The organism is Hyunsoonleella jejuensis (genome assembly GCF_900111025.1).
GTDB lineage: Bacteria > Bacteroidota > Bacteroidia > Flavobacteriales > Flavobacteriaceae > Jejuia > Jejuia jejuensis.
Genome location: NZ_FOFN01000001.1, coordinates 892,503 through 918,357, shown reverse-complemented (window position 1 = coordinate 918,357; position 25,855 = coordinate 892,503). Strand labels below are relative to the sequence as shown.

At 35.6% G+C, this 25,855-nt stretch carries 23 protein-coding genes and 1 tRNA gene; 9 read left to right on the top strand and 15 right to left on the bottom strand.

The features are described 5' to 3' along the window. Window positions 1-234: 234 nt before the first annotated feature. The 8 genes from BMY39_RS04005 to BMY39_RS03970 all read right to left on the bottom strand — a co-directional run bounded on the left by BMY39_RS04005 (window position 235) and on the right by BMY39_RS03970 (window position 10,480). The gene (locus tag BMY39_RS04005) at window positions 235-2,250 is read right to left on the bottom strand and encodes a hypothetical protein (protein WP_092575760.1); all 2,016 of its coding nucleotides are present in this window, start codon (window positions 2,248-2,250) and stop codon (window positions 235-237) included. Between the two features lie 403 nt (window positions 2,251-2,653). After that, window positions 2,654-2,727, bottom strand: a tRNA-Asp gene (locus BMY39_RS04000). 159 nt (window positions 2,728-2,886) lie between these two features. Further along, complete coding sequence (locus tag BMY39_RS03995; RefSeq protein ID WP_092575757.1) at window positions 2,887-3,816, bottom strand: DUF58 domain-containing protein; 930 nt, start codon at window positions 3,814-3,816, stop codon at window positions 2,887-2,889. 151 nt (window positions 3,817-3,967) lie between these two features. After that, window positions 3,968-4,507, bottom strand: a complete 540-nt coding sequence (locus BMY39_RS03990) for a ClpP family protease (protein ID WP_177176538.1) — start codon at window positions 4,505-4,507, stop codon at window positions 3,968-3,970. An 84-nt stretch (window positions 4,508-4,591) separates the two neighbouring features. Beyond that, window positions 4,592-4,909, bottom strand: a complete 318-nt coding sequence (trxA, locus tag BMY39_RS03985; protein ID WP_092575749.1) for a thioredoxin — start codon at window positions 4,907-4,909, stop codon at window positions 4,592-4,594. Between the two features lie 267 nt (window positions 4,910-5,176). Next, the gene (locus tag BMY39_RS03980; protein ID WP_143064735.1) at window positions 5,177-5,356 is read right to left on the bottom strand and encodes a hypothetical protein; all 180 of its coding nucleotides are present in this window, start codon (window positions 5,354-5,356) and stop codon (window positions 5,177-5,179) included. A 116-nt stretch (window positions 5,357-5,472) separates the two neighbouring features. Beyond that, entirely contained in the window at window positions 5,473-9,858 is a 4,386-nt protein-coding gene (dnaE, locus tag BMY39_RS03975) for a DNA polymerase III subunit alpha (RefSeq protein ID WP_092575743.1), read from the bottom strand. Window positions 9,859-10,030: 172 nt separating this feature from the next. Continuing rightward, window positions 10,031-10,480 (bottom strand): ferritin-like domain-containing protein, encoded by a 450-nt coding sequence (locus tag BMY39_RS03970; RefSeq protein WP_092575739.1) that lies wholly within the window; start codon window positions 10,478-10,480, stop codon window positions 10,031-10,033. Window positions 10,481-10,677: 197 nt separating this feature from the next. Between BMY39_RS03970 and BMY39_RS03965 the strand changes: the two genes are divergently transcribed. The 9 genes from BMY39_RS03965 (at window position 10,678) to BMY39_RS03925 (ending at window position 21,394) form a co-directional block, all read left to right on the top strand. Then, window positions 10,678-11,745 (top strand): lactonase family protein, encoded by a 1,068-nt coding sequence (locus tag BMY39_RS03965; RefSeq protein WP_092575734.1) that lies wholly within the window; start codon window positions 10,678-10,680, stop codon window positions 11,743-11,745. 133 nt (window positions 11,746-11,878) lie between these two features. Beyond that, window positions 11,879-12,436 (top strand): 30S ribosomal protein S16, encoded by a 558-nt coding sequence (locus BMY39_RS03960; RefSeq protein WP_092575731.1) that lies wholly within the window; start codon window positions 11,879-11,881, stop codon window positions 12,434-12,436. Window positions 12,437-12,637: 201 nt separating this feature from the next. Then, window positions 12,638-13,168: a ribosome maturation factor RimM gene (gene rimM / locus BMY39_RS03955; protein WP_092575728.1), complete on the top strand. Its 531-nt coding sequence runs from the start codon at window positions 12,638-12,640 to the stop codon at window positions 13,166-13,168. Between the two features lie 3 nt (window positions 13,169-13,171). Further along, a complete protein-coding gene (locus BMY39_RS03950; RefSeq protein WP_092575723.1) occupies window positions 13,172-13,888 on the top strand; it encodes a tRNA1(Val) (adenine(37)-N6)-methyltransferase in 717 nt (238 codons plus the stop codon). Window positions 13,889-13,994: 106 nt separating this feature from the next. After that, window positions 13,995-15,173 carry an acyl-CoA dehydrogenase family protein gene (locus BMY39_RS03945; RefSeq protein ID WP_092575716.1) on the top strand — a complete coding sequence of 393 codons (1,179 nt, stop codon included), beginning with the start codon at window positions 13,995-13,997 and terminating at the stop codon, window positions 15,171-15,173. Window positions 15,174-15,323: 150 nt separating this feature from the next. Then, a complete protein-coding gene (locus BMY39_RS03940) occupies window positions 15,324-18,776 on the top strand; it encodes a PPi-type phosphoenolpyruvate carboxykinase family protein (RefSeq protein ID WP_092575711.1) in 3,453 nt (1,150 codons plus the stop codon). Window positions 18,777-18,870: 94 nt separating this feature from the next. Next, window positions 18,871-19,629, top strand: a complete 759-nt coding sequence (locus BMY39_RS03935) for an SGNH/GDSL hydrolase family protein (RefSeq protein ID WP_092575708.1) — start codon at window positions 18,871-18,873, stop codon at window positions 19,627-19,629. Between the two features lie 31 nt (window positions 19,630-19,660). Continuing rightward, complete coding sequence (locus tag BMY39_RS03930) at window positions 19,661-20,560, top strand: metallophosphoesterase family protein (protein ID WP_092575705.1); 900 nt, start codon at window positions 19,661-19,663, stop codon at window positions 20,558-20,560. 30 nt (window positions 20,561-20,590) lie between these two features. Beyond that, the gene (locus BMY39_RS03925) at window positions 20,591-21,394 is read left to right on the top strand and encodes a DUF1853 family protein (RefSeq protein ID WP_092575702.1); all 804 of its coding nucleotides are present in this window, start codon (window positions 20,591-20,593) and stop codon (window positions 21,392-21,394) included. A gap of 154 nt (window positions 21,395-21,548) precedes the next feature. Here the strand turns inward: BMY39_RS03925 and BMY39_RS03920 are convergent, their stop codons facing one another. The 7 genes from BMY39_RS03920 to trmB form a co-directional block, all read right to left on the bottom strand. After that, window positions 21,549-21,887, bottom strand: a complete 339-nt coding sequence (locus BMY39_RS03920; RefSeq protein WP_092575699.1) for a YegP family protein — start codon at window positions 21,885-21,887, stop codon at window positions 21,549-21,551. Between the two features lie 43 nt (window positions 21,888-21,930). Next, window positions 21,931-22,260 (bottom strand): 2Fe-2S iron-sulfur cluster-binding family protein, encoded by a 330-nt coding sequence (locus tag BMY39_RS03915; protein WP_092575695.1) that lies wholly within the window; start codon window positions 22,258-22,260, stop codon window positions 21,931-21,933. Between the two features lie 202 nt (window positions 22,261-22,462). Further along, window positions 22,463-22,705, bottom strand: a complete 243-nt coding sequence (locus BMY39_RS03910; RefSeq protein ID WP_092575690.1) for a NifU family protein — start codon at window positions 22,703-22,705, stop codon at window positions 22,463-22,465. 51 nt (window positions 22,706-22,756) lie between these two features. Then, a complete protein-coding gene (locus BMY39_RS03905) occupies window positions 22,757-23,893 on the bottom strand; it encodes an Mrp/NBP35 family ATP-binding protein (protein ID WP_092575684.1) in 1,137 nt (378 codons plus the stop codon). Window positions 23,894-24,034: 141 nt separating this feature from the next. After that, window positions 24,035-24,364 (bottom strand): MGMT family protein, encoded by a 330-nt coding sequence (locus BMY39_RS03900; RefSeq protein ID WP_092575681.1) that lies wholly within the window; start codon window positions 24,362-24,364, stop codon window positions 24,035-24,037. 1 nt (window position 24,365) lies between these two features. Next, the gene (locus tag BMY39_RS03895; protein WP_092575675.1) at window positions 24,366-24,995 is read right to left on the bottom strand and encodes a LysE family transporter; all 630 of its coding nucleotides are present in this window, start codon (window positions 24,993-24,995) and stop codon (window positions 24,366-24,368) included. A 3-nt stretch (window positions 24,996-24,998) separates the two neighbouring features. Further along, a complete protein-coding gene (gene trmB, locus BMY39_RS03890; RefSeq protein ID WP_092575670.1) occupies window positions 24,999-25,673 on the bottom strand; it encodes a tRNA (guanosine(46)-N7)-methyltransferase TrmB in 675 nt (224 codons plus the stop codon). Window positions 25,674-25,855 lie beyond the last annotated feature (182 nt).

Here is a 25,855-nt window from a genome sequence, read left to right as displayed (position 1 = left end):
TACCAATTGCTATAAAACAAAAAAGCATCCCAATCTTCTTATTCAGAAAAAAGGAAAGCTTTCCATTGGTTACCAAGTAAACTTAGTAAACTACATCACGCCTAAGGCGTGAACAACACAACATCTTTATACGAAAAAAGCTCTAATTTCTCAGAGCTTTTTTCATAAAACAACTATTGCTGCAAATTGCACCTGTTATAGCAATGCATAAATTGTTCAACCTTCTAGTAATGTCTATCTCGTCCAAGTAGCCACTGTATCTCCGTTTTCATAAACCTCTATTCTTGTTATGCCACTAGGGTTAACAAGCAGACCTACATCTACCAAACCAGTTTGAGTTGATGTGAAATCAGCTGTTACTTCATAGGGTTGTTGTACTACAGTTGTATTCCACGTCCAGCCATTACCTGAATTTCCAACAACAGCAAAATTACCAATTACCTTAACTCTTAAATCTTTTCCTTCCGGGATATTTGCATGCAACGAAAAATTACCTGGAGGATTTATACTAGCCTCTCTGTTTAAAATGTTTTGACCATAAGCACCATTTTCTGGGTAAACATATGAAGTCTCTAAAACCTTTAGAGTAATTGCTTCGTTTATGAGTAAACCATTGCTTTCAAAGGCAGGTGTGATTTCGAACTGACTATTTTTGGTTCCTGTTTCAAATTTTAATTGAAGTATGCCATCAATGGTAGTTTCGCCAATACTAGTCCCATCTACCCTTGCCTCAACAATTTTATCAACTTCAATTAACTTAGCGTCCCCATCATTACTTTTCGTTATCTCAAAAGGAACCCCAATAGCTGTTTGTTCTTCAGCGACCGCACTTACAGATGTCCAAAGAAGCCGATCTACTTCATGGGTAATAACTTCTTCCTTAATTTCTAACTTATAAAAATGCTCATCACCTGTTTTTCCATTAAATTCAGTATTCCCATCTGAATTAATAAACTCCAGCCCTGAAAGATTTTGTTGACTTAATGTACCAAAGGATACTCCGTCATAAAAATATCTGGTCTCAGAACTTTTAATATCAGATACAACATAGTCTCTGATAAAAAGAGCTATACTTGCTCCATCTTTTACTTTATTAAAATACTTATCTCCAATATCTTTTATTTTATCAATGAATTTTATGCCTTTTCCTCCTAAAGCACATTTTACTATTTCATCATAAATGTCATTTGATATATTGAACAACTCTTTTTCAGCTTCAACCTCATTAAGATTTCCATTTAAATAAAATACAGTTTTCAAGCTTGATAGAGAAATACCTTTAAAAAACCCTACAATAGCATCTCTACAATCCGCTTTACCCAATACCTTTTCAATTCCTATAGGAATCATAAAACTAACTATATCAATACCCAAATTTATTCTGTTTATCTCATCAATCTTGGATTCAAATTCTTTTGTACCAAAATTATCAACTCCGTTAGACAAATTAATTTGATATTCTCCATCTTTAGGTAATTCATATCTCACCTTGGTATCTGATTCTTCAGTTGTAAAATACTTATAAAGCCATTCAATTGCAGAACCAGGAGCTAATAAGTCTAACCCAGATTTATCTAATAATTGAGTTCCTGAAACAGATTCATTAGTTTTTTTATCTACTATTTCAAGTCCAACAGTACAATAAACAGGAAATTTCTTTTCCCACTCTATTATGCCATCTCTTGTAAAGGTAAAATTGTATTTATCTGTTTTTTTGGAATGCCTATTCCCTTTATCTGTTCTAGTTTTTATGCCAATTTCATAACCACTTTCATTTAGTATTTTTACGAAGTCTTGATTTTTAAAGGGTGTTACATTCTCTCCTAACGACGTTTTTATCTCATTCTTTAAGCTCTCGTAGTTGTCATTAGATTTTATACTGCCTAATAAGGATGCTCTTTCTACTCCTTGCTTTACAATTTCAGGATGTAATGAAAAATAAAACAATAGAATATCATCAACAGAAACAGTGTTGTTGTTTCCTGTTTTTTCATAATATCCAAAAATTATCTCATCATCTTTCAAGAAAACAATTGGCAAGTCTCCATCGGTTGGATTATCAATTTCAAAACCTCCGTTTTCATCAACATCAGATTCTTCATCAAACGTTAAGGCAATTAAATCATCATAATCAATATCCAAACCTTCTTCTAAAACAATTTTTTCTTTTGTAATATCATAAAGGGGCTCAACCTTTGAACATGTAAAAACTAAAAAAAGCGTAAAAACATAGAGTAATTTTCTTTTCATTATTTTGAATTGCTTGGTTAATAGAATTTTAAGGTAACCCTAAACAAAGAAAGAGCCTATACTCAATTTGAGTATTTTGGAAATAATTAGATGACTGGTAATTAATTTAGGATTAAAAACCTAATTCTGTGTATTCGGTTTTGTTGTTATTCTTTCTAGGAATGAATTAGCTTTAATACAATTAAGATCAGATGCCATTGGCAATAGACACCAGGACGATCTATTATGGAGGAGAGTTGTATAAAACAAAAAAGCATCCCAATCTTCTTATTCAGAAAAAAGGAAAGCTTTCCATTGGTTACCAAGTAAACTTAGTAAACTACATCACGCCTAAGGCGTGAACAACACAACATCTTTATAATAAAAAAGCTCTAATTTCTCAGAGCTTTTTTTGCAATTTTTGCGGTCTGGACGGGACTCGAACCCGCGACCCCCTGCGTGACAGGCAGATATTCTAACCAACTGAACTACCAGACCGTTGCTCTATTGCGGATGCAAATATACACGCCTTTTTTTATAAGTCAAATCTTTTTTTAAGTTTTTTAAAGTATTTTTTACAATCTCACAATTTACACTCTAGAGCAAGAGTTCGGCTTAAGGTGAGTAATTAGCTTAGGCGAAAATAGTAAGGTTTTTTTATCTAAATTTTTGGCGTTCCACCATATAGGCTGTTAAAATAGAATTGAAACTCTTGTTAGTATCAGCCTCTACATATTTGATTTTATATTGCATGCATTTTAAACGTAGTGCTTCAAAATAATCATTCACAGATTTACTGTAATTCTCTTTTATCGAATCAGCATATAAATTGATATACGCTCCCGTTTCAACATCTATAAAACGTTTGGGGCTATTATCAAAATCAAACTGCAATTCTTTTTCTTTATCAAACACATGAAACAGAATCACCTCATGTTTATTATATTTTAAATGCCGAAGTGCCTCGAACAACTTCACCTCATCTTCGGAGGTTTGAAACATATCCGTAAATAAAAATATCAATGAGCGCCTATGAATCTTTTCTGCTATTTCATGTAAATACTTATAGGTCTCCGTCTCTTTATTTAAAGGTTTCGAAATTACAGCATCGCTCAAATGTTTGAGTAACATTTGATGATGACGTTCACTACCCTTTTCGGGCGCGTAATAATCATATTCATCACTATAAATACTTAAGCCAACAGCATCACGCTGTTTTTTTAAAATCTGCATTAAAGATGCTGCAGCCAATACCGAAAACCCTATTTTATTTAAGCTATCAATGGAAAAAGATTCTAATTTTGGGTAATGCATGGAGCTACTGTTATCCAATATAATGTGGCAACGTAAATTCGTTTCATCATCATAACGTTTGGTGTAAAGCTTATCGGTTTTAGCATATAACTTCCAATCTATATGGCGTGTACTTTCACCACGATTGTAAATTTTATGTTCTGCGAATTCCGCTGAAAACCCATGAAACGGACTCTTATGCATACCGGCAATAAAACCTTCAACTACTTGTTTAGCAAGTAATTCCAGATTTTTAAAACCTTCGGCTTTATTTAGTTCCGTTTGTATATCCATACGAGAAGCCCCTCCTAACCTCCCCAAAGGGGAGGAATTTCACTCATAATCTAAAAAGAATGAAATTCATCAGGTCTATTTATTATATATTCAATTTACAAAACACCCAATCTACAAGAGTAAGAGTTCCCCCAACTGGGGGTTAGGGGCTTTATATAACTTTATCCACTATGCCGTAGGCCACAGATTCTTCAGCTCCCATCCAGTGATCGCGATTAAAATCTTTCATCACCTTTTCAAAAGTCTGTCCACAATTATCAGCTAAAATCTTGGCACTTAGCTCCTTTGTTTTTAAAATCTCTTGAGCCGTAATTTCAATATCACTCGCTTGTCCTCGTGCGCCTCCACTTGGTTGATGAATCATCACACGCGCATGCGGCTGAATAAAACGCTTCCCTTTTGTACCTACCGATAATAAAATAGAACCCATAGAAGCTGCTAACCCCGTACAGATAGTTGACACATCACTCTTTAAGGACTGAATACAGTCATACATCGCAAAACCAGAAGTTACATAACCTCCAGGACTATTAATATACAATTGTATATCAGCAGTTTCCAACGCGTCTAAATATAATAATCTATCAATGACATGTTTGGCAGACTTGTCATCCACCTGTCCCCACAAAAATACTTTGCGTTGCTCAATTAACTTACTATCTATGGCGTCTTGTATTTTTAGTTTACTCATCTTAATATTTTATTTAATAAACATCTAAAATAAAAAAAAGGTTCACCATATGGCAAACCTTTTCAACTTTCTTTTCTTTTTCTACTACAAAAGCGAATCTATCGCGTCTGTGTATGCATTCTTAGGCGCAACACCAACTTGTCGTCCAACCACTTCACCATTCTGAAACACCAAAACTGTTGGAATATTACGCACACCATACTTCGCAGCAAACTCTTGGTTAGCATCAACATCTACCTTACCAACAACAGCTTTACCTTCATACTCATCGCTAATTTGCTCAATTACTGGGCCAACCATTCTACAAGGTCCACACCAAGCAGCCCAAAAATCTACCAATACTGGTTTATCACTTTTTAATACTGTTTCTTCAAACGTCGCATCTGTTATTTCTAATGCCATAATATATATTTAATAAGTTCTTAATTCATTTTAATTACACAAAATTAGTCAAAAAATATTCCAAAGCTTACAAACCGTCAATTTGTTTTCCCTATAACGGCATCAGTTAGGTTTATTTGGTTTGGGCGCAACCCCTCCTTAGGTCGGGGTCGGGCTATCCGTTAATAGTTTTGGCTCGATGCGCGCCTCGCAAAAAGCTAGAGTTTATCCTGAGCGCAGTCGAAGGGCTACTATCCCTTGCGCATGGCATACCTAGAAAATTATATGCTAACATTTTCCTTCTGTCCCGTTCAGCTTATTAAACTGAAAATACCCAAAAATTAGACTAGAACCACATACAATATTTAAACAATGTTCCATAAGAGTATCGCCATTAACTATTCCAAAAAAAGAAGCAGACAATGCCATAGAACCAATAACCAGTAATACATTTTTAGTTGCTTTCATAATAATATGTTTTAATAGCATATCTGTAGCAAAACACTGCAAAATGTTACAATTTGCTATTATACTGCAGCAAAACCCTAAATTTCAAACTAGTTTACACTTCGATTAAAGAAATCTTAATTCAACTTAAACCTAAAATCTTGGGCCTCTAACTCATTTAATAACTCCTGAGATACCTTGACCTTTTGTTTTCTACTTGGCATCGTTAATTTCATTTGTTCCCTAGTATCGTATATTAAAAAATTTAAAGCTTGATTCCCTGGATGCATGTGCAGTAACTCTTTTAAAGCAATTATTTTTTGCTCTGTTAAATCTTTAATATCAACCTGTATGGATAGTTTTTTTGTATACTGTTCCATCACATCATGCAATAACTGGAAACTGTTGAATTGTAACCGCGGATCACTTTTTTTCCCTGTATCCTTATTTACCCATCCTTCTCGAACAAAAGTTTTTACAAACACAAAATTATTCTGCAACAAAAAATGTCTATGCTTTAGATACTCTTCACCAAAAATTCTAAACTCGTAACTATCGGTATAATCTTCAACAGTAAATAATGCCCACCCTTTGCCTTGTTTACTCACACGGTGTTGCACATCGGTCACTACACCTCCAAATACTAATTCTCGGTTTACATAAGGCTCCAAGTTATTAAACATGCCCACTGTAGCATTACAAAAGGTGTTCATCTCCGTTTTAAAATCGTCTAATGGATGACCGGAAATATAAACCCCAACGACTTCCCGCTCTTTACTCAAGGTCTTCATAGTGCCCCACTCTTCACAAGGCGGCACTTCTGGCTCTGGTATTTGTACATCGCTAGCCTCTCCAAATAGGCTTACCTGTGCAGAATTTTCATTTTCCTTGTACTTCTGTGCATATTTAATGGCTTTCTCTAAAAAGGTAATGCCGTCTCCATCATCATGAAAGTATTGTGCACGATGAGTGTCTCCCAACCCATCGAAACCACCTGCCAAGGCTAAGTTTTCAAAGGCTTTTTTATTAGCCGCTCGCAAATCAATACGCTTTGCTAAATCGAAAATAGATTTATATGGTCCCTCTTTTTTTCTGTTTTCTACAATAGTCATTACTGCTCCATGGCCTACACCTTTTATGGCACCCATACCGAAACGCACTGCACCGTCTTTATTTACAGAAAATTTATAGTAACTCTCGTTCACATCTGGCCCTAAAACATCCAACTTCATGCGTTTACACTCTTCCATAAAGAACGTTACCTGCTTAATGTCGTTCATGTTGTTTGAGAGCACCGCAGCCATATATTCTGCAGGATAATGCGCTTTTAAATAAGCTGTTTGGTAGGCAATCCACGCATAACATGTGGAATGTGATTTATTAAAGGCGTAACTCGCAAACGCTTCCCAGTCCTTCCATACTTTTTCTAAAACTTTAGCGTCATGTCCATTGGCCGTGGCTTGTTCAATAAACTTAGGTTTCATTTTTGCTAGAACCGCGATTTGCTTTTTCCCCATCGCTTTACGGAGTACATCAGCTTCACCTTTGGTAAAATCTGCCAATTTTTGCGACAATAACATCACCTGCTCTTGATACACGGTTATACCATAGGTTTCCTTTAGGTATTCTTCCATGGCTGGCAAATCGTATTCGATGTCTTCATCACCATGTTTTCTTCTTACGAAACTTGGAATATATTCCATTGGCCCTGGACGATAAAGCGCATTCATTGCAATTAAATCTTCAAAAACTGTTGGTTTTAAATCACGAAGGTGTTTTTGCATTCCGGGAGATTCGTACTGGAATACACCAATAGTTTCCCCTCTTTGAAATAACTCATACGTCTTTTCATCATCTAAAGGAAAACTCTCAGGCTCTAACTGAACGTCATGTTTGGCTTTAACGATTTTAACGGTATCCTTAATTAAAGTAAGCGTCTTTAATCCTAAGAAATCCATTTTCAATAAGCCGGCAGATTCTACAACAGAATTGTCAAACTGCGTCACATATAAATCAGAATCCTTTGCCGTGGCTACTGGAACGAACTTGGTAATGTCATCTGGTGTGATAATAACACCACAAGCATGAATCCCTGTATTTCTTACCGAACCTTCAAGCGCTCGGGCCGTATTCACGGTTTCAGCTTCTAAATCACTTCCTTCAGAAATATTTAGAAGTTGGTTGACTTTTTCTAAATCTTCTGCCCTAAATTTCTTTCCGAGCTCCTTTTCATCTAAACCAAAAATCTTATTCAGTTTAGACATATTTGGTATTAGTTTCGCAATTCTATCGGCGTCAAATAATGGTAAATCCAGTACTCGCGCGGTATCACGAATAGACGATTTTGCCGCCATAGTACCATACGTAATAATTTGAGCCACTTGGTTAGCGCCATATTTTTCAATCACGTAATCCATAACACGACTTCTTCCTTCATCATCAAAATCGATATCGATATCTGGCATACTGATACGATCTGGATTTAAAAAACGCTCAAAAAGCAAATCGTACTTCAGCGGATCAATATTTGTAATCCATAAACAGTATGCAGCTACAGAACCTGCTGCAGAACCGCGACCTGGACCCACAGAAACATCCATATTTCTGGCTTCGCGGATAAAGTCTTCAACAATTAAGAAATATCCGGGATAACCCGTATTTTCAATAACGTTTAACTCAAAATCGAGACGTTCTGTAACTTCTTCTGAAAGCGGTTCACCATAACGCTTTTTGGCACCTTCATACACCAAATGTCTTAAATAGGCATTCTCACCACGCTTACCACCATCAACCTCATCCTCCTCATGTTTGAATTCATCTGGAATATCGAAAGCAGGCAACAAAACATCACGCGCCAATTGAAATGCTTCCACTTTATCAACCACTTCTTGAACATTTAAAATTGCTTCGGGAATATCTCGAAATAGCGCCTTCATTTCTTCTGAAGACTTAAAATAGTATTCTTGGTTAGGCAACCCGTAACGATACCCGCGACCACGACCAATTGGTGTAGCCTGTTTTTCACCATCTTTTACACACAATAAAATATCATGCGCGTTGGCATCTTCTTGTTTTTGGTAGTAGGTGTTATTAGTTGCAACTAGTTTTACATCATGCTTTTTTGCCAATTTAATCAAGGTTGGATTAACACGGTTTTCATCCTCTTGATTATGGCGCATTAACTCTACGTACAAATCGTCGCCAAACTCATTCTTCCACCAAAGCAAAGCTTCTTCAGCTTGATTCTCTCCAATATTTAAAACTTTACTTGGCACTTCGCCATATAAATTTCCAGTCAACACAATTAAATCTTCCTTGTATTGCTGAATCAATTTTTTATCAATTCTTGGTAAATAATAAAACCCATCTACAAAGGCATGAGAAGATAGTTTTGCTAAATTGTGATAGCCATTTTTATTCTTTGCAAGTAAAACTATTTGATAACCATTATCTTTTCTGGTTTTATCGGTATGGTCTTCACAAACAAAAAATTCGCAGCCCACAATAGGCTTTATAAGTTTTACTTCAGTAGTTTCTCCTTTTTCTTCGGCTTCAGCATTTTTTGCCTTGATACCGCTATTCACTTTGTTTATCGCATTTATAAAATGAAATGCGCCCATCATATTCGCGTGATCCGTTAATGCTACCGCTGGCATATGATGCTCTGCTGCTGCACTTGCTAAATCTGACACACTCATGGTAGACTGCAATACCGAAAACTGGGAATGGTTATGCAAATGCACAAATTCTACATTGGCTAAATCGGATACATTTTGTTTTATCTCTTCAGACGAAATACTAGATTTCGTCTTTTTAACGCGCTCCCTAATTTTAGCACTTTCTTTTTTAAGATTAACGTGCTTTAATCCGATGGTTTGAATCGTGTCAGGATTCGCTTGTTTGAAGTTCTTAAAATAATCAGGCTGAACATCGAGCTGTTCTTTAGTGTATTCGCTTAAGCGTACCAGCTCTAAAAAACAGCGCGTTGTTGCTTCTACATCGGCAGTGGCATTATGGGCTTCAGCGAATGGTTCATTGAACAAAAACTCATGGAGCTCAGTTAAGGTTGGTAGTTTAAATTTACCGTAACGTCCTCCTGGAATCTGACATAATTGCGCCGTATGCTCTGTACAGGTGTCTAAAACGGGAAGTTCTTGTAGCGGATTTGCAACATCGCCTCGCACAAACTCCGCACCCATGATGTTCAAATCGAACTTTACATTCTGGCCTACAACAAATTTGGTTTTACCTAGAGCTTCGTTAAACTTTTCTAGAACTTCTGCTAAAGGCACACCTTGCTCCTCTGCTAATTCGGTAGAAATGCCATGAATTTTCTCAGCATCATATGGAATATTAAATCCTTCAGGTTTCACCAAGTAATCTTGATGATCAATACAGTTCCCCATCGCATCATGAAGTTGCCATGCAATTTGTATACACCTCGGCCAGTTATCAACATCTGTAATTGGTGCGTCCCAGCGTTTTGGTAAACCTGTGGTTTCTGTATCAAAAATTAAGTACATATAAGGTGTTTATTTGTTGATTCGTTTAACCGCTAACAAAAAAATAACGAGCATATAAAAATAGGTAGATTTTGCACTTATTTAAAACGGAGTTATTAAGAGTTTTGAACAAAAAAAATCCCGCTTGATAAAAATCAAGCGGGATTTTTTACTTAACCCAAATAATTAATGTCTATGACACTAACTCTTCGTGTACTTTTTCAGTATTAATGGCTGACTGAATTGAACTTCTATGTCTAGATAACATAGCATCGATAGTCGGCGGTAAGGTTCTATCCTTCAAGATTTCATCGTACTCTTCTAGACTCGCCTCTTCGCCCCTTATAGCTTCTTCTAAGATTGCTTCTTCATCGTTAGTTGAAAATAGCGATTTTAAACTCATCCAGTTTCTATGTACTGCGCCTTTAAAGCTACCTGAATCTTTTAGATCTTCACCATAGCGCAAAATTTCTGCCCTAATCTCTTTAGCAAATTCACTACGCTCGGTTGCTCTTCGCTTAAAAAAGATTTTTAAAGTTGGACTATCTACGTTTTCAGCAGCATTAAGATACCCTTTTTCGGCATCATAATTCTTTATTAATAACTCGTTTAACTTGTTTGAAATTTTCTCAGTGTACTTCATAATATCATTTTCATTTTTAAATTTCAATATTTTTTTTTAAGATGCATATTGTTTCACATCTGCAATCTTAATATACAGCAAATAAAGCTTTCTGTCAAGCTATTTAACAGGGTTTATCATAGTTTTAAGAATGATTAACATAATAGAAGCTCATTTAAGATAATTTATCATAAATTAGGCTTTTAAATTTTAACATTATGACGGTTAAACGCTTTATTTTACTAGCAATTCCATTATTTTTTTTGAACTGTAAATCACAAAACACACCATTATATATAGGTACAGGTAGTGAAGGAGAAAGTAAAGGTATTTATAAGGTAGATTTTAATTCTAAAACAGGAGAAGTCTCTAACATCACATTAGCTGCAGAAGCTAAAAGCCCTACTTTTATTGCATTTGCTCCTAACAAGAAATTCATATATGCTGTGGGCGAAGGCAGTGAGGAAACAGGTGTATCTTCCTTTAAATTACATAGTGAAGACAAACTCAAATTGGTTAACTCTGTGAGCAGCAATGGCAAAGGGCCATGCCATATTGCTGTAAATGAAATAGGCACGAAAACAGTGGTTTCTAATTACGGTGGTGGCACTATTGCTATATATGATATTAATACTGATGGAAGCTTAAATGAAGCATCACAAGTTTTTAATCATAATAAAGGCGACAAACCCGCAAGAGCACATTCAGCACAGTTTCATAATAATGACTTATATGTCGCCGACTTAGGTAATAATGCGGTTTATCATTATGTACTGGACAACGGAAATTACATTTTAAAATCTGATGCTATTGTTGACATGCAAGGAAACCCGGGCCCACGTCATTTCGCGCTCACCAAAGACGATAGATTTATTTATGTGATTAATGAATATGGCGGCTCCATAACTTCTATTGAAAAAACAGCTTCTGGTTTTAACCGCATTGATTTTGATACTACCCTAAACGATGATTATGAGGGACAAGTGGCATGTGCTGATATCCATTTATCAAAAGATGAGCGTTTCTTGTACGGTTCTAATCGTGGTGAAAACACAATTGCCCTTTTTAGTAGAAACATAGAAGACGGCACCATTGAACGTATTGAAAACGTAAGTACAGAAGGCAACTGGCCACGAAATTTTACACTAGATCCCTCTGGAAAATTTCTTCTTGTTGCCAATAGAAGAAGTAGTAACATTTCAGTGTTTAAAATAGATACCAAAACCGGCAAATTATCTTTTTTACAAAGCATTGAACTACCTAATCCAACTTGTTTATTGTTTTAAGTTTTTAACCCATTAATTTCCAGATATTAAAAAATAAAATTTCGAATCAAAAATTCTATTGGAATTCAAAAAATATGGTATATTTGCGCCCTCATTAATAACCGAGGTCGAGAACCTCAAATAATTAATTACTATGCCAGTAAAAATTAGATTACAAAGACACGGTAAAAAAGGGAAACCTTTCTACTGGATCGTAGCAGCAGACTCACGATCAAAAAGAGATGGTAAATACCTAGAAAAATTGGGTGCTTACAATCCTAACACAAACCCAGCAACTGTAGAATTAGACGTTGATGGCGCTGTAAAATGGTTACAAAATGGTGCACAACCAACCGATACAGCAAGAACACTTCTATCTTACAGAGGTGCTTTATTAAAAAACCATCTTGCAGGTGGTGTTAAAAAAGGTGCTTTAACTGAAGAGCAAGCGGAAGCAAAATTTACTGCTTGGTTAGAAGAAAAAGAAGCTAAAATTCAAGCGAAAGTCGAAGGGTTATCAGAAGCTGAAGCTAAGGCTAAAGCAGATGCATTAGCAGCTGAAAAGGCAGTTAATGAAGCAAGAATAGCTGCGGCTGCTCCTGTTGTTGAAGAAGCTGAAGATGCGAGTGAAGAAGTTGAAGCTTTAGAAGAAGCTGCTGAAGAAAGTGCTGCGGCTGCAGAATCTGAAGCAGGTGAAAAAGAAGAAGAATAAAAATTAATTTTTTATACTTTTAAACTCCGATAGAAATATCGGAGTTTTTTTGTGAAATAGTATTTTGGCTCACAAAATACGTAATTGAACAAATTCCGCTGAAGAGCGGGATCTTCATTAAATAATTAATAATTAAGACCCTGAAACAACACTTCGACAAGCTCAGTGTGACAGTTCAGGGTGACAAATAAATAATTTGTCATGAAAAAAGAAGATTGTTTTTACTTAGGTAAAATTGTAAAAAAGTATAGCTTTAAAGGTGAGGTTCTAGCAAAATTAGACACAGACCAACCAGAACTTTACGAAAATCTTGATGCTATTTTTTTAGAATTGCGTAACAATCTTGTTCCTTTTTTTGTAGAACATTCCCAACTTCACAAATCTGAATTACTCAGGCTTAAATTTGAAGATGTAGATACTGAAGTAGATGCAGACGCTATTATGAAATGTGGTTTATTTCTACCTCTCGATTTATTACCTAAACTTGAAGGCAACAAATTTTACTTCCATGAAGTAATTGGGTTTACCGTAAGAGATAAAAACTTTGGAGATGTCGGCACTATAAAAGCAATTAATGATACTACTGCGCAATCGCTTTTTGAAATTGACAGGAATGGTACTGAGATTTTAATCCCGATGAATGATGAATTTATAATAACCGTAGACAGAGACAACAAAACTATTCTTGTTGAAACACCTGAAGGTTTAATTGATTTATATCTAGAGGAATAGGTTATGTCTGAACAACTTTTTCAATTTAAACAATTCTCTATTCAACAAGACCAATGTGCCATGAAAGTAGGTACAGATGGCGTGCTTTTAGGTGCATGGACTTCGGTTAAACACAATCCTTATAATATTTTAGATATTGGTGCTGGTACAGGTATTTTAAGCCTCATGATGGCACAACGAAGCAATGCACAACAAATAGAAGCTATAGAAATTGATGATGATGCCTTTGAACAATGCGCTGAAAACTTTGAAAACTCACCTTGGAACGACAGACTTTTTTGTTTTCATGCGTCTCTATTAGAGTACATTGAAGCTGTTGATGAAAAATTTGATCTTATTATTTGCAATCCACCCTTTTATTCCGAAGATTACAAAACAAATAATACATCTAGAGATTTAGCTCGTTTTAGCGATGCCATGCCAATGGAACATATCATTTTGGCTGTTGTTAAATTTCTATCAGATAAAGGTAAGTTTTCTATAGTCCTCCCTTTTAAAGAAGAAAAAAAATATATAGAAGAAGCTAGTCTTATTCATCTGTTTCCAAATCGTATTTTACGCGTTAAAGGCAATCCAACTTCCGATATAAAGCGAAGCCTTATTGAATTTTCTTTCCACAAAAGCAATATCATAATTCGCGAACTGGTTATTGAAACCCAAAGACACCAATACACCCAAGATTATATTGACCTAACTAAAGATTTCTACTTGAAAATGTAATGATATCAATAAATATTCTTTAAATTTGATAAAATTAAATGATGAATTCTTAAAAAAACATAAGATTCGTTGCTAATTCTCATTTTTAAACCTCATTGATGTTGCTATGAAGCCAGACCTATTTGAAGCTCCAGATTACTACAATTTAGACGAATTACTTACCGATGAGCATAAACTGGTACGTGGTGCTGCCCGAGAATGGGTTAAACGAGAGGTGTCTCCCATTATTGAAGACTATGCACAAAAAGGAGAGTTTCCAAATCAAATTATTAGTGGTCTCGCTGAAATTGGCGCTTTTGGCCCATATATTCCTATGGAATATGGCGGCGCTGGTTTAGATCAAATTTCATACGGATTGATTATGCAAGAAATAGAGCGAGGTGATTCAGGCGTGCGGTCTACTGCATCTGTACAATCCTCTTTAGTGATGTATCCCATTTGGAAATACGGAAACGAAGAACAACGCCAAAAGTACCTACCTAAATTAGCAAGCGGCGAATGGATGGGGTGTTTCGGATTAACAGAACCAGACCATGGTAGCAATCCTGGAGGTATGACCACCAATTTTAAGGATAAAGGCGACCACTATTTACTTAACGGTGCAAAAATGTGGATAAGCAATGCGCCATTTGCGCAAATAGCTATTGTTTGGGCCAAAAATGAAGAAGGTAGAATTCATGGGTTAATTGTAGAACGAGGAATGGAAGGATTTACCACCCCTGAAACACATAATAAATGGTCGTTGCGTGCATCAGCCACCGGCGAGCTTATTTTTGATAATGTAAAAGTGCCAAAAGAAAATTTACTGCCCAATAAGTCTGGCTTAGGCGCACCTTTAGGTTGTTTAGATTCTGCAAGATATGGTATCGCATGGGGAGCCATTGGCGCAGCTATGGATTGTTATGACACAGCATTAAGGTATAGTAAGGAGCGCTTGCAATTTGGGAAACCTATAGGCCAGTTTCAACTGCAGCAAAAGAAACTTGCTGAAATGATTACTGAAATTACCAAAGCACAACTATTAGCATGGAGGTTGGGCGTAATGCGAGAAAATGGTACAGCAACTTCCGCGCAAATATCTATGGCGAAACGTAATAATGTTGATATGGCAATTCATATTGCGCGTGAAGCAAGACAAATATTAGGAGGTATGGGAATTACTGGCGAATACAGTATTATGCGGCATGCTATGAATTTAGAAAGTGTGATTACTTATGAAGGTACACATGATATTCATTTATTGATTACGGGCTTAGACATCACAGGCCTTAACGCCTTTAAATAGCGCTTTTTTTGGTCCTATACCTTTTTTATACTTCATTGTTATTAAAAAAGACCTATAATATGATTTTTGACAGGTTTTAAGAATAATTCTCACGGTAATTTTGTTTCGCACAAGAATGTATTGGTTTTACATTCAATAGTTTAAATTATCATGAAAGAATTAAGAAAAGACATTATCCAATTCACCAATTTACAATTAGCTTCTCTAGGACAACCTACATTTAAAGACAAAGAAAATAGTAAAACGCAATATTGCAATCCTAAGTTTGAAGAATTAACAAGCGGATTAATTAAAGGCTTTCAAGAAAAATCGCGTCTTTTAGCCACTCATCATTGTCCAGCAGATTCAAGAATTCAAAATTTTTTAAATGATTATTTAAAAGATGTTTCTCTTAACAAACCATACGTAATTCCAAATAACACTTTGGTGTTATCCAAAAAAGGACAAGCCAGAGAAGTAAGCTTACCTCCTGACGGCACTACTTTTAAGAGTGATTTGGTAACTTCCAACAGAGTGAAACAGGGTATTTTAAACAATCCCTTACATGATAAACGAACTACCAAAGGCACATTTCACATTGTTGAAGGCGGCCTACCAGTGCCTTTAGACAAAAAGGAAGTCCCTAAAATTGCATTTGCTCATTTTTTAAATTCGGCTTTTTCGCCTCCAAAGGACTTAAAAGTCTTGCCTTTTACTTCTAGTCAAGAAGACAAGGCCGAGGTAATGGTATCCATGTTGTTGAGACCTACCGTTTGTCCGGAGGTAAAAGGTGTAACATCAAAAAAATCATTAGAAGTCCGCTTTTTTGCACCGGGTAATTTAGTGAGTAACTTAGATTTTGTAGAATCCATTTTTGGTAATGCTGGAGACCCCAACTTGGCACAAAATGATGCCGCTTTAGACACCGATCATTGGACAGGACATACAGGCTGTATTGTACTAGCACCACAACTTAAAACTTTAAAGAAAAAAGATGTTGGCTTACCACATTATGATGAAGCTACAGAACGCCAGCGTAGAGATGGTATGTGTTGGAAAGACGAAAACGAACTGTACAATGACGGTAGTGCTTTTAAAATTACTTGTAGAGACGATAGAGGTGTTGTAGTAACTTTAATCGCCGATAACTATTATGGATACTCTAAGAAGGAGATAAAAACGCAAATTAGTTATTCTGCCAATTTATTTGGTTTAGTTGAAGAAGAACATGCTGGTGGTGCCATTGCCTTTGCCAGAAGAGTTATGGGTGACACCCTTGATGGAAGAGACTATACTGAGTTCCACAATTATCGCCACAGTTTTGAAAACGTAAAAGAACTGCTAGGAGACAGTATTGATGTGCAACCTGAAGGTTACGCTATAGACAAAAAGTACCCCAACATTCTTTACATTCCTGAATTTGCCTATGTAAATACTAACACCAATAGTATTACTTGGGAACACAAAGGAAAACCACAAAAATTAACATTATCGCCCTACAAAACCTATGTACATCCCACAGGTAATAAATTTAGGCTGGAAAAACACAAGGCAGTTGATCTTTGGCGCATTGTAGACACCTTTGCAGAAGGTGTGTTTTGCCATAAACCCTGTACGGTATCAGGTGGTGGTAAATCAGAAATTTCAAAATCTATGCAAAACGCAATTACCTACAGTAATTTCAACATTATAGATATTGAAGAAGACTTTAAAAAAGCAGATGAAATTATAGAATTTAATTATTCTACACGTTGGAAAGTAAAAGATCCTAATAGACCGAAATCAAGACACTTTTTAAGTGAAGAAAGATCTCTGAGTTCTGCGGTAAAGCTATTAATTCCTTCAGAGGAAAACTCAGATGAATATAATGAATTCTTAAAAAATATCCCTGTTCACATCCGTTCCCTTGTATTATTTGTAAAGCGCTTATACAGACAAGCACATGGCACCTTAAACTGGAAAGAATACATGTCTGTAGAAATTGTAAACGGCAAAAAGGGCACAGGATTAAGGTATAACAATACTCCTGTTATGGGTAGTTATGTTCGTATTGGTTTTAACCAGAAAGGCAACTGGATGTTAAACAAATTGCGTTCGGATTTTTCCCCTAGTGAAAAAATACAAACTGAAGATGATATTTCTGCATCCATTACTTTACCTAGAGAACAATTACAAAACCTCAATCCAGAGTTCACTAACAAAAGTTTAAAAGTACTTACCAATTGTGAAGCACATCTATTCCAAAGACCTGATGAGGCTGTAGTGAGAGGTTACGATAAAGGTGCAGAGTTAGATTTAATAACAGATGGCCGATTCTTAACCAATTATGAGTTAATGAAAAAAGAGGATGCAATTGCACTTTATGAGGACACTATAAATTTTGACAAGTACACCAAACCGGTACAAGACTTTATAGAAGGTATTGTAAAAAGCGATAAAGAAGAGGAATATTTTGTAGTACCATCTCACACACGAATTGTTGATGGAGAACCTACTAAAAACCCGCGCTACTTGGAACCTAATAGGTTTTTTAATGAAACAGAAGCCTCTTATTTAGCCGATATGGGCGTGCGCTTAGCTAGACAAGTAAAACTCGAAGAACCTATAGTACATGTTGTAAATGCCGTTTTACCAGGAAGAAGAAATAATCCTGTTGACAAAAAAGCCGGAATTCGCCCATTAGCCGTTTACAACCCAATACATTACCAAGAAACTCCAGAGTTGTTTATGGACTTTATTTGTAGCTTAACGGGTAAATCGCCATCTACTACTGGTGCAGGTTCTGAAGGCGCATTAACTAAAGCACCGTTTAACATGTTAACGCCAACAACAGATTTAAACAATGCACTACTATCCCATATTCTTACAGAATCGAACGGATTTAGTACTGCTGCAGGATATGTTGGTGCTGAAAACAAAATAGACCATGATGTAAGCTTATTAATTCCAGAAATTTGGGCAAGATTAGAACCAATTGATAGAGATCCAAAAGCTTTAATCGCTAATGGCTCCTTAGAAAAGCTTCATGATTTTGAATATGAAGGGGAAACTATTTTAGCGAGTAGATTGGGCTATAGAATTACAAAAACATTTAATTACAGGTGTTTAAATAGAATTTTTGATGAGCCAAATGCCGTATTTAGCGAACGTATGCTTAAACCAGAATTGCAAGGATTAGATGATTATGTAGACGGCATTAAAAACATAGTTGAAGCACAGCAAAAAGTGGCTTTAAATTATTTTAAGGACGGCAGCGTAGCGTCTGCTATTCCACCGCTAAAAATCCTACTACATATAATGGCCTACGGACATTACGAAGGCAAGGATATTAGCGATCCTGAACTACGTAAATTATTCGATAGAGATTATATTATTAATAGCGAATGGTATAAAGACCGTTTAAAACTAAAACAACAAAAAGACATGTGTTTTTATGACGCGCAAATTGCTTATCTAGAAGATTTTATTGCTAATCCTCAAAACGAAATCTTAGTTGCTGAAATGAAGATTAAGCAAAAACTAGAAGCTTTAAAAGTAGCTTATGAAAATGTAAAATCAAATTCGTATCTAGAAAGTTTAGTTGGAACTATTGGTGCAGATCCTTTATTTAGAAAAGCTAGTTAACATCTGTTATAAATATTATTAGATTACTAGATAAAATCTGGATGCACTTCCAGATTTTATTGTTTTATCGCAAAGTTGTATATTTAAAATAAAAATGAAATTAAACTTTCCTTTGCTATGGATTGGTTTGATCTTTTTAGTAACTATTGGGTGTTCCGCAAATTCAGAGTTAAATACTGAGACACCTGAAATGGAAATTGATGATCAAACAAAACCTGATGACACTAACCCAGAAAACCAAAGTACTTTAAAAATATTGTCTCTAGGTGATAGCTATACCATAGGTGAAAGCGTTTGTGCAACCTGTAGATTTCCAGAACAGCTTAAAGATAGCATTAAAGAAAAAATTGCCGATCGAGAGGTTGAACTAAAAGTAATTGCTAGAACAGGATGGACAACAACTGCACTAAAAAGCGCCATTAGTAATGAAACACTCGCTGAAGATTATGATTTAGCCACCTTGCTTATTGGTGTTAATAATCAATTTCAAGGCATACCTTTTGAAATATTTGAAAAAGAGTTCCCAGAACTGGTAGCCGAAGCCACAAAATATGCTAGTGGCAAAAAAGCAAACCTAATAGTGGTTTCTATTCCAGATTATGCGTTTACACCCTTTGGAAATGGAAATTTAGCTATTTCACAAGGTATTAATACATACAACAATTACATTCAAAATTATTGTAATGAAAATAATATCACCTATGTTTTCATTACTGATATTACGCGACAAGGTATAGAAAATCCCAACTTAGTTGCTAGTGATGGTTTGCATCCATCTACATTCGCTTACACCCAATTTGTGAGTAGAATGCTGCCTCATGCTTTAGAAAAAATAGGATATAGTACTGACTAAATTACCTATATTAGCCTAAAGATCTTTTTGCATGTTTTCTTCTAAAAAACGATTAGACCACGCCTACAAAAATGCTAAAATTGTTGACTTTGACGATGACAGCAAGTTTATACTTTTTAGTGACTGCCACCGTGGCGATAATAGTTTTGCTGATGATTTTGCTAATAATCGTAATATTTACTTTCATGCCCTAAAACATTATTACGCTGAAGGATTTCAATATTGTGAATTGGGTGATGGCGATGAACTTTGGGAGAACCTATCCTTTGATTCCATTTTAAATGCGCATAAAAATGTATTCATGCTTATGAAATTGTTTCATAAGGATAAGCGTTTACACATGATATATGGTAACCATGATATGGTATACCGAGATCCAAATTATGTAAAAGAGCATTTATCTACTTATTTTGATCCAAAAGTTGGCGAAGATGTAGAACTTTTTGGAGACATTACCTATCATGAAGGTATTGTTTTAAAACATTGTTCTACTGAACAGGAATTATTCTTAACCCATGGACACCAAGCCGATTGGTGGAATTACCTTTTTTGGAAATGGAGCAGATTTTTGGTACGTATCCTTTGGAAACCTTTAAATGTTATGGGAATTGCAGACCCTACAAGTCCTGCTAAAAATTACAAAGAACTTATTAAAGTAGAACGACGCACCAAAAAATGGATTACAGAAAACAACAACCTATTAACCATTACAGGGCACACACATCGCCCACGTTTCCCAGAGCCTGGAGACATTGCTTTTTTTAATGATGGTAGCTGCGTACACCCCAGAAGTATTACGGGCTTAGAAATTGAGAACGGCACTATTTCTTTAATTAAATGGCAAATTGCAACTAAAGATGATGGCACCTTGCAGATTGTTAGAGTTTTGTTGGAAGGCCCAAGAAAGTTACAGGATTATAGAACGGATTGAAATTTAATATTAGATTCTTGCATTACAGGAATGAAAAATACGCTCCAGACACGTTATGAAGGTTTCTTAAAAACACCTTGTTTATGGCGTGGTAATCAAGTTTTTGGTCTAAGGCAATTTAAAATCGAATCTTCGATATCAAAAATTAATATTACTATTGAATCAGGATTACGTTTAGGCAAATATATTGAGCGCCTTGTGTCTTTTGAATTGACTCAACAAAAAAATATTCGTGTTTTAGCTGAAAATATTCAAATTCGAAAAGACAAACTGACTTTAGGTGAGTTAGATTGTTTACTTCTAAAAAATAAGCAGCCTATTCATTTAGAAATTATTTATAAGTTTTATTTGTATGATAATTCGGTAGGCACTTATGAAATTGAGCATTTTATTGGCCCCAACCGAAAAGATGCGTTAATTGAAAAGCTTACCAAATTAAAAGATAAGCAACTACCACTTTTACACACTAATACCTGTAAACCCTATCTTGATACATTTGATCTAAAAGCTGCAACCATTAAACAGCAAGTGTATTTTAAAGCGCAGTTATTTTTACCATTTGCCAATCAAAATATTCAGCTCAACACCTTAAATGATGATTGTGTTGTTGGGTTTTATATTACCAAAAATGAACTAGCAGTTTTTAGAGATTGCAAGTTTTATATTCCTGCAAAGAAAGACTGGTTAATAACACCACATACAAATGTGGACTGGTTAAGTTTTAAGGAAATCACAACTATTACAAAAGACTATTTTGAGCAAAAGTATTCCGCATTAATTTGGGTGAAGTATAAAAGTGGTTTGATGAAAAAAGTATTTCTGGTTTGGTGGTAAGCTGGCAAGTATACTCGCGTTAGGGATTGAGGGATTTGTTGAAGCTCCCCGACGCAGGAGGGAGCGACTCCCGAAAGCCCGACCCTAAAAGGGTAACGCCAAAAAAATAGGTTATGCATTACAAGACGGAAGGGGTTGTGGAATGAACAATTAGCTAAACCATATATATTTCTTTATCTAATTTAACATTTTTCGTTCCCATTCTCATTAATGTAATTGAATGTTCCATAGCACTGGCATCCACATAACTCTCGCTAGTCCCGATTATTTCACCATTAATATGGTTGAGATAAACGAAATAATAACTCCCACATTCTGCTCTTAATCTTTTGTAGTTTTTATCTATTCTAGAATTAGTTCTAAAAAAGTCTACTTTCTCTAAACATTGACGTTTTGAAATGAAGGGCTCGCTAAAAAAAATGATTTGATTATTTGGCTTAAAGAAAAACCTATAATTACCGAATCTATCTTGGAAAATTTTAATTAATGTCATTAATAATATGACACTAAATTAAGGACAAAGTCACAGGGGAAGTCTAACTCTCAGGGGCAAGCTCTACTTCAAGACCTTCCATATCAGGCGTCATTTGGATTTGACATCCCAAGCGCGAGTTGTCTTGCACATCAAAAGCTTCAGATAACATTGCTTCCTCGTCATCAGACATGGGTGGCAGTTCCGTTTCGCTCAACACATAACATTGGCAAGAGGCACACATGGCCATACCGCCACAAACACCAATGGTACCCTCTGGAGCTAATTCGTAGGAACGTACTACTTCCATTAAATTCATAGCCATATCGGTTGGCGCTACAATGTCGTGGGTTACACCATCTCTATCTGTTATCTTTATGTTTATGTCTTGCATGGTTTACTATTTGTGCTACTCTATGAGCATAGCATTTTTCGTGCCGCAAATTTAAGTGAAGTTTTTAAACTTTTAAATGTTTTTCCTACTAATTTAATAGGATTTAAAAAAATTGAGGATTATTTAATTTTGTGACTATTTTGAGTGTGCTTTATTATGAAAAAGCATCTAAAACTGAATCTTTTTAAGGATTTAAATATGGTTACAGCTCAATATTAACCACCTGCTCTATTTGTGGCGCATATTTTTTAATCGTCATTTCTACTCCAGATTTTAGTGTCATTTGGTTTACACTACAACCAACGCAAGCGCCTTGTAATTGCACCCTAACGAGCTTGTCATCTTCAATGGACAATAACGAAATATCGCCACCATCACTTTGTAGGAACGGACGGATTTCATCCAAGGCTTTTTCAACGTTTGATTTTATTTCTTCACTGGTCATTATTTCAATTTTAATATCTTAAAAAACTTGAGGCTACATCAAGTTCAACTCTTATTTTTTTACAGCTGAACACCCAGCCATTGTCGTGATTTTTATTGCTTCCGTTGGTGGTAAACTTTCATTTCTTCTTACAACTTCCTGCACAACGTTTTGTGTTAGTTTTTCAAAAGCCTGCTCAAGAGGTGTTGCCGTTTGTAACGCAGCAGGACGACCTATGTCACCTGCTTCCCTGATACTTTGTACCAGCGGAATTTCTCCTAAAAATGGCACCTCCAAGTCCTCCGCCAAGTTTTTCGCACCTTCGTGTCCAAAAATATAATATTTATTATCTGGCAGTTCGTCTGGTGTAAAATACGCCATGTTTTCGATAATTCCTAAAACTGGTACTTGAATACTATCTTGTTGAAACATTGCTACACCTTTCTTAGCATCAGCTAAAGCTACATTTTGCGGTGTACTAACAACAACTGCTCCAGTTATTGGAAGTGATTGCATGATACTTAAATGAATATCTCCTGTTCCTGGAGGTAAATCTAGTAACAAGAAATCTAATTCTCCCCAATGTGCGTCAAAAATCATTTGGTTTAACGCTTTAGCGGCCATTGGTCCGCGCCATACTACAGCTTGATCAGGTTGTGTGAAAAACCCAATAGATAAAACTTTTACGCCATAATTTTCAATTGGCTTCATTTTAGACTTACCATCTATATTTACAGCTAAAGGTTTTTCGGCTTCAACATCAAACATAATGGGAATGGATGGCCCATAAATATCGGCATCTAAAACCCCTACTTTAAAGCCCATTTTAGATAAAGACACAGCTAAATTTGCCGTAACGGTAGATTTACCAACACCGCCTTTTCCAGAAGCTACTGCTACTATATTTTGAATACCTGGAATTGGTTTTCCCTTAATTACATTGGCTTTTGGTTTTTCTGAAGCTTCAACTTTTACATTTACAGTAATTTTAGCTTTTTCATATACCTTCTCGTGAATCGTTTTTAGAATATCGACCTCGGTACGTTTTTTAGCTTGCAGACTAGGATTTTTTATGGTGATGTCTACGATAACCTCATCAGCAAATGTTACCACGTTTTTTACAGCGCCACTTTCCACCATATTTTGTCCTTCTCCAGGAACGGTAATAGTTTCAAGGGCTTTTAATATATCTTTTTTATTAAGCTTCATAATTTATTAAGAATCATTCTAAACGCAAAGATAGGCAATAATGACATAAGACAGCAGCTAGACATTAGAAGTTTTATTGATGTAATTATTGGGTTTGGTTATGGGTTGGTATTTGTAAATTTTATAAAAACTAGGATATAATCACAATTCTTTTCCTGGATCCCAAAACACCGCATCAAAATCTTGAATTTGGTTATCTTTCACCTTAATACCTTCACTTTCTAAAAGTTGCTGCATCAAATTTGTACCATCAAAATGATGCTTACCTGTTAACAGGCCATTTCTATTTACCACACGATGTGCTGGTACATCTTTGCCCCTAGAGCCGTTCATTGCGTAACCTACCATTCTCGCACTTCTAGAAGCTCCTAAATGTTTCGCTATAGCACCGTAGCTGGTAACTCGCCCTAGTGGAATTAATCGAGCCACTTTGTAAACTTTATCAAAAAAAGTTAGGGTTTCGGCTTTCATTCTACCAGTCCTTTACAATATTTACTAAGGTAATAATAGAAATTATTCCAGTAATGCTACCAATTATGTAATTCATATTTTTCTGCGAGGTAAGGGATTTACTTTTAATCCTATCGAAAAAGAAAATATACACATACAACATTACAAAAGTACCCATACAAGCACCTGCAACATAAGAAATAATACTAGTTTGCTCAAAGTTTAACCACCCTACTGAGGCCAAAGTTATCGTCATATAAGCTTGATAAGGAATAGGAAACATATTAATTGCCGACATTAACATGCCCTGAAAAAACCGACTATGCTTACTCTTTATTTTGGGTTGAATTTGCTGTTGGGATGAAGCCTTTGCAATAAATAAAAAATAAACAGTAATGAGCACAAAAATCACCAAAGCTACACTTCTTAAAATATCTATCACTTCTGGATGCTTGCTTAAATAGCGTGCAAATATTGCCGCAACATAGGTTTGGGCAAATACCACAACACAAACCCCAATAGAAAACACAATACCTCTTACGTGTCCCTCTTTAAGGCTAATTTTTGCAGCAGTCATGTTTAATAACCCTGGCGGAACTACCCCAACAAGCGCAAAAAATAATCCTAAAAAAAAGATGAAGGTTAAACTCATAAATTAATTGATTTTAAACCTAATATAAGTAATGGGCTTGTTCTGCTCTAAATATTGAGATTCGTAAAAGGTTTGAATACTGGTAACTTCCTCAGGGCTGCCTTCCTGCTTATATACATTATGATTGGCATATATTACGTCATGGCCGGCACCATGCAAAAGCCCAAGGGTATAACCATGCATAAATTCGCTATCGGTTTTCAAATTCACTACACCATCGGGTTTTAAAATGTGCCTATAGCGCTTTAAAAATTCCATGTTGGTTAACCTATGCTTGGTGCGTTTGTATTTTATTTGCGGATCGGGAAAAGTAATCCAAATTTCATCTACTTCATTTTCGGCAAAGGCAAAATCTATGAGTTCAATTTGGGTTCTAAGAAATGCCACGTTTGGTAAATTATCTTCAATTGCTGTTTTCGCACCTCGCCAAAAACGGGCACCCTTTATATCAACACCAATACAATTTTTGTTAGGATATTTTTGTGCTAATGCTACCGAATATTCTCCTTTACCACAACCTAACTCCAAAACAATTGGATTATTATTATTAAAGAATTTTGCATTCCATTGTCCTTTTAAGTCGAAATTGCCATTAACAAGTTCTTCTCTTGTTGGCTGAAATACATTAGCAAAGGTTTCGTTTTCCTTAAACCGTTTGAGTTTGTTTTTACTTCCCAAAGTATCTTAACTATTTCTTATCATTTGGTTTGAATTAACAAAATTAAGGAAATATAAGACAGTGTTAGTATCTTTACTTTTGAATTTAGCGAAAACTTGCGTGAGGGATTGATGCGGGATCTTTTTTTATGAGACTTTCGAGACCAAAATATATTTTGGGTAAATATATCGAAGCGAAGTTT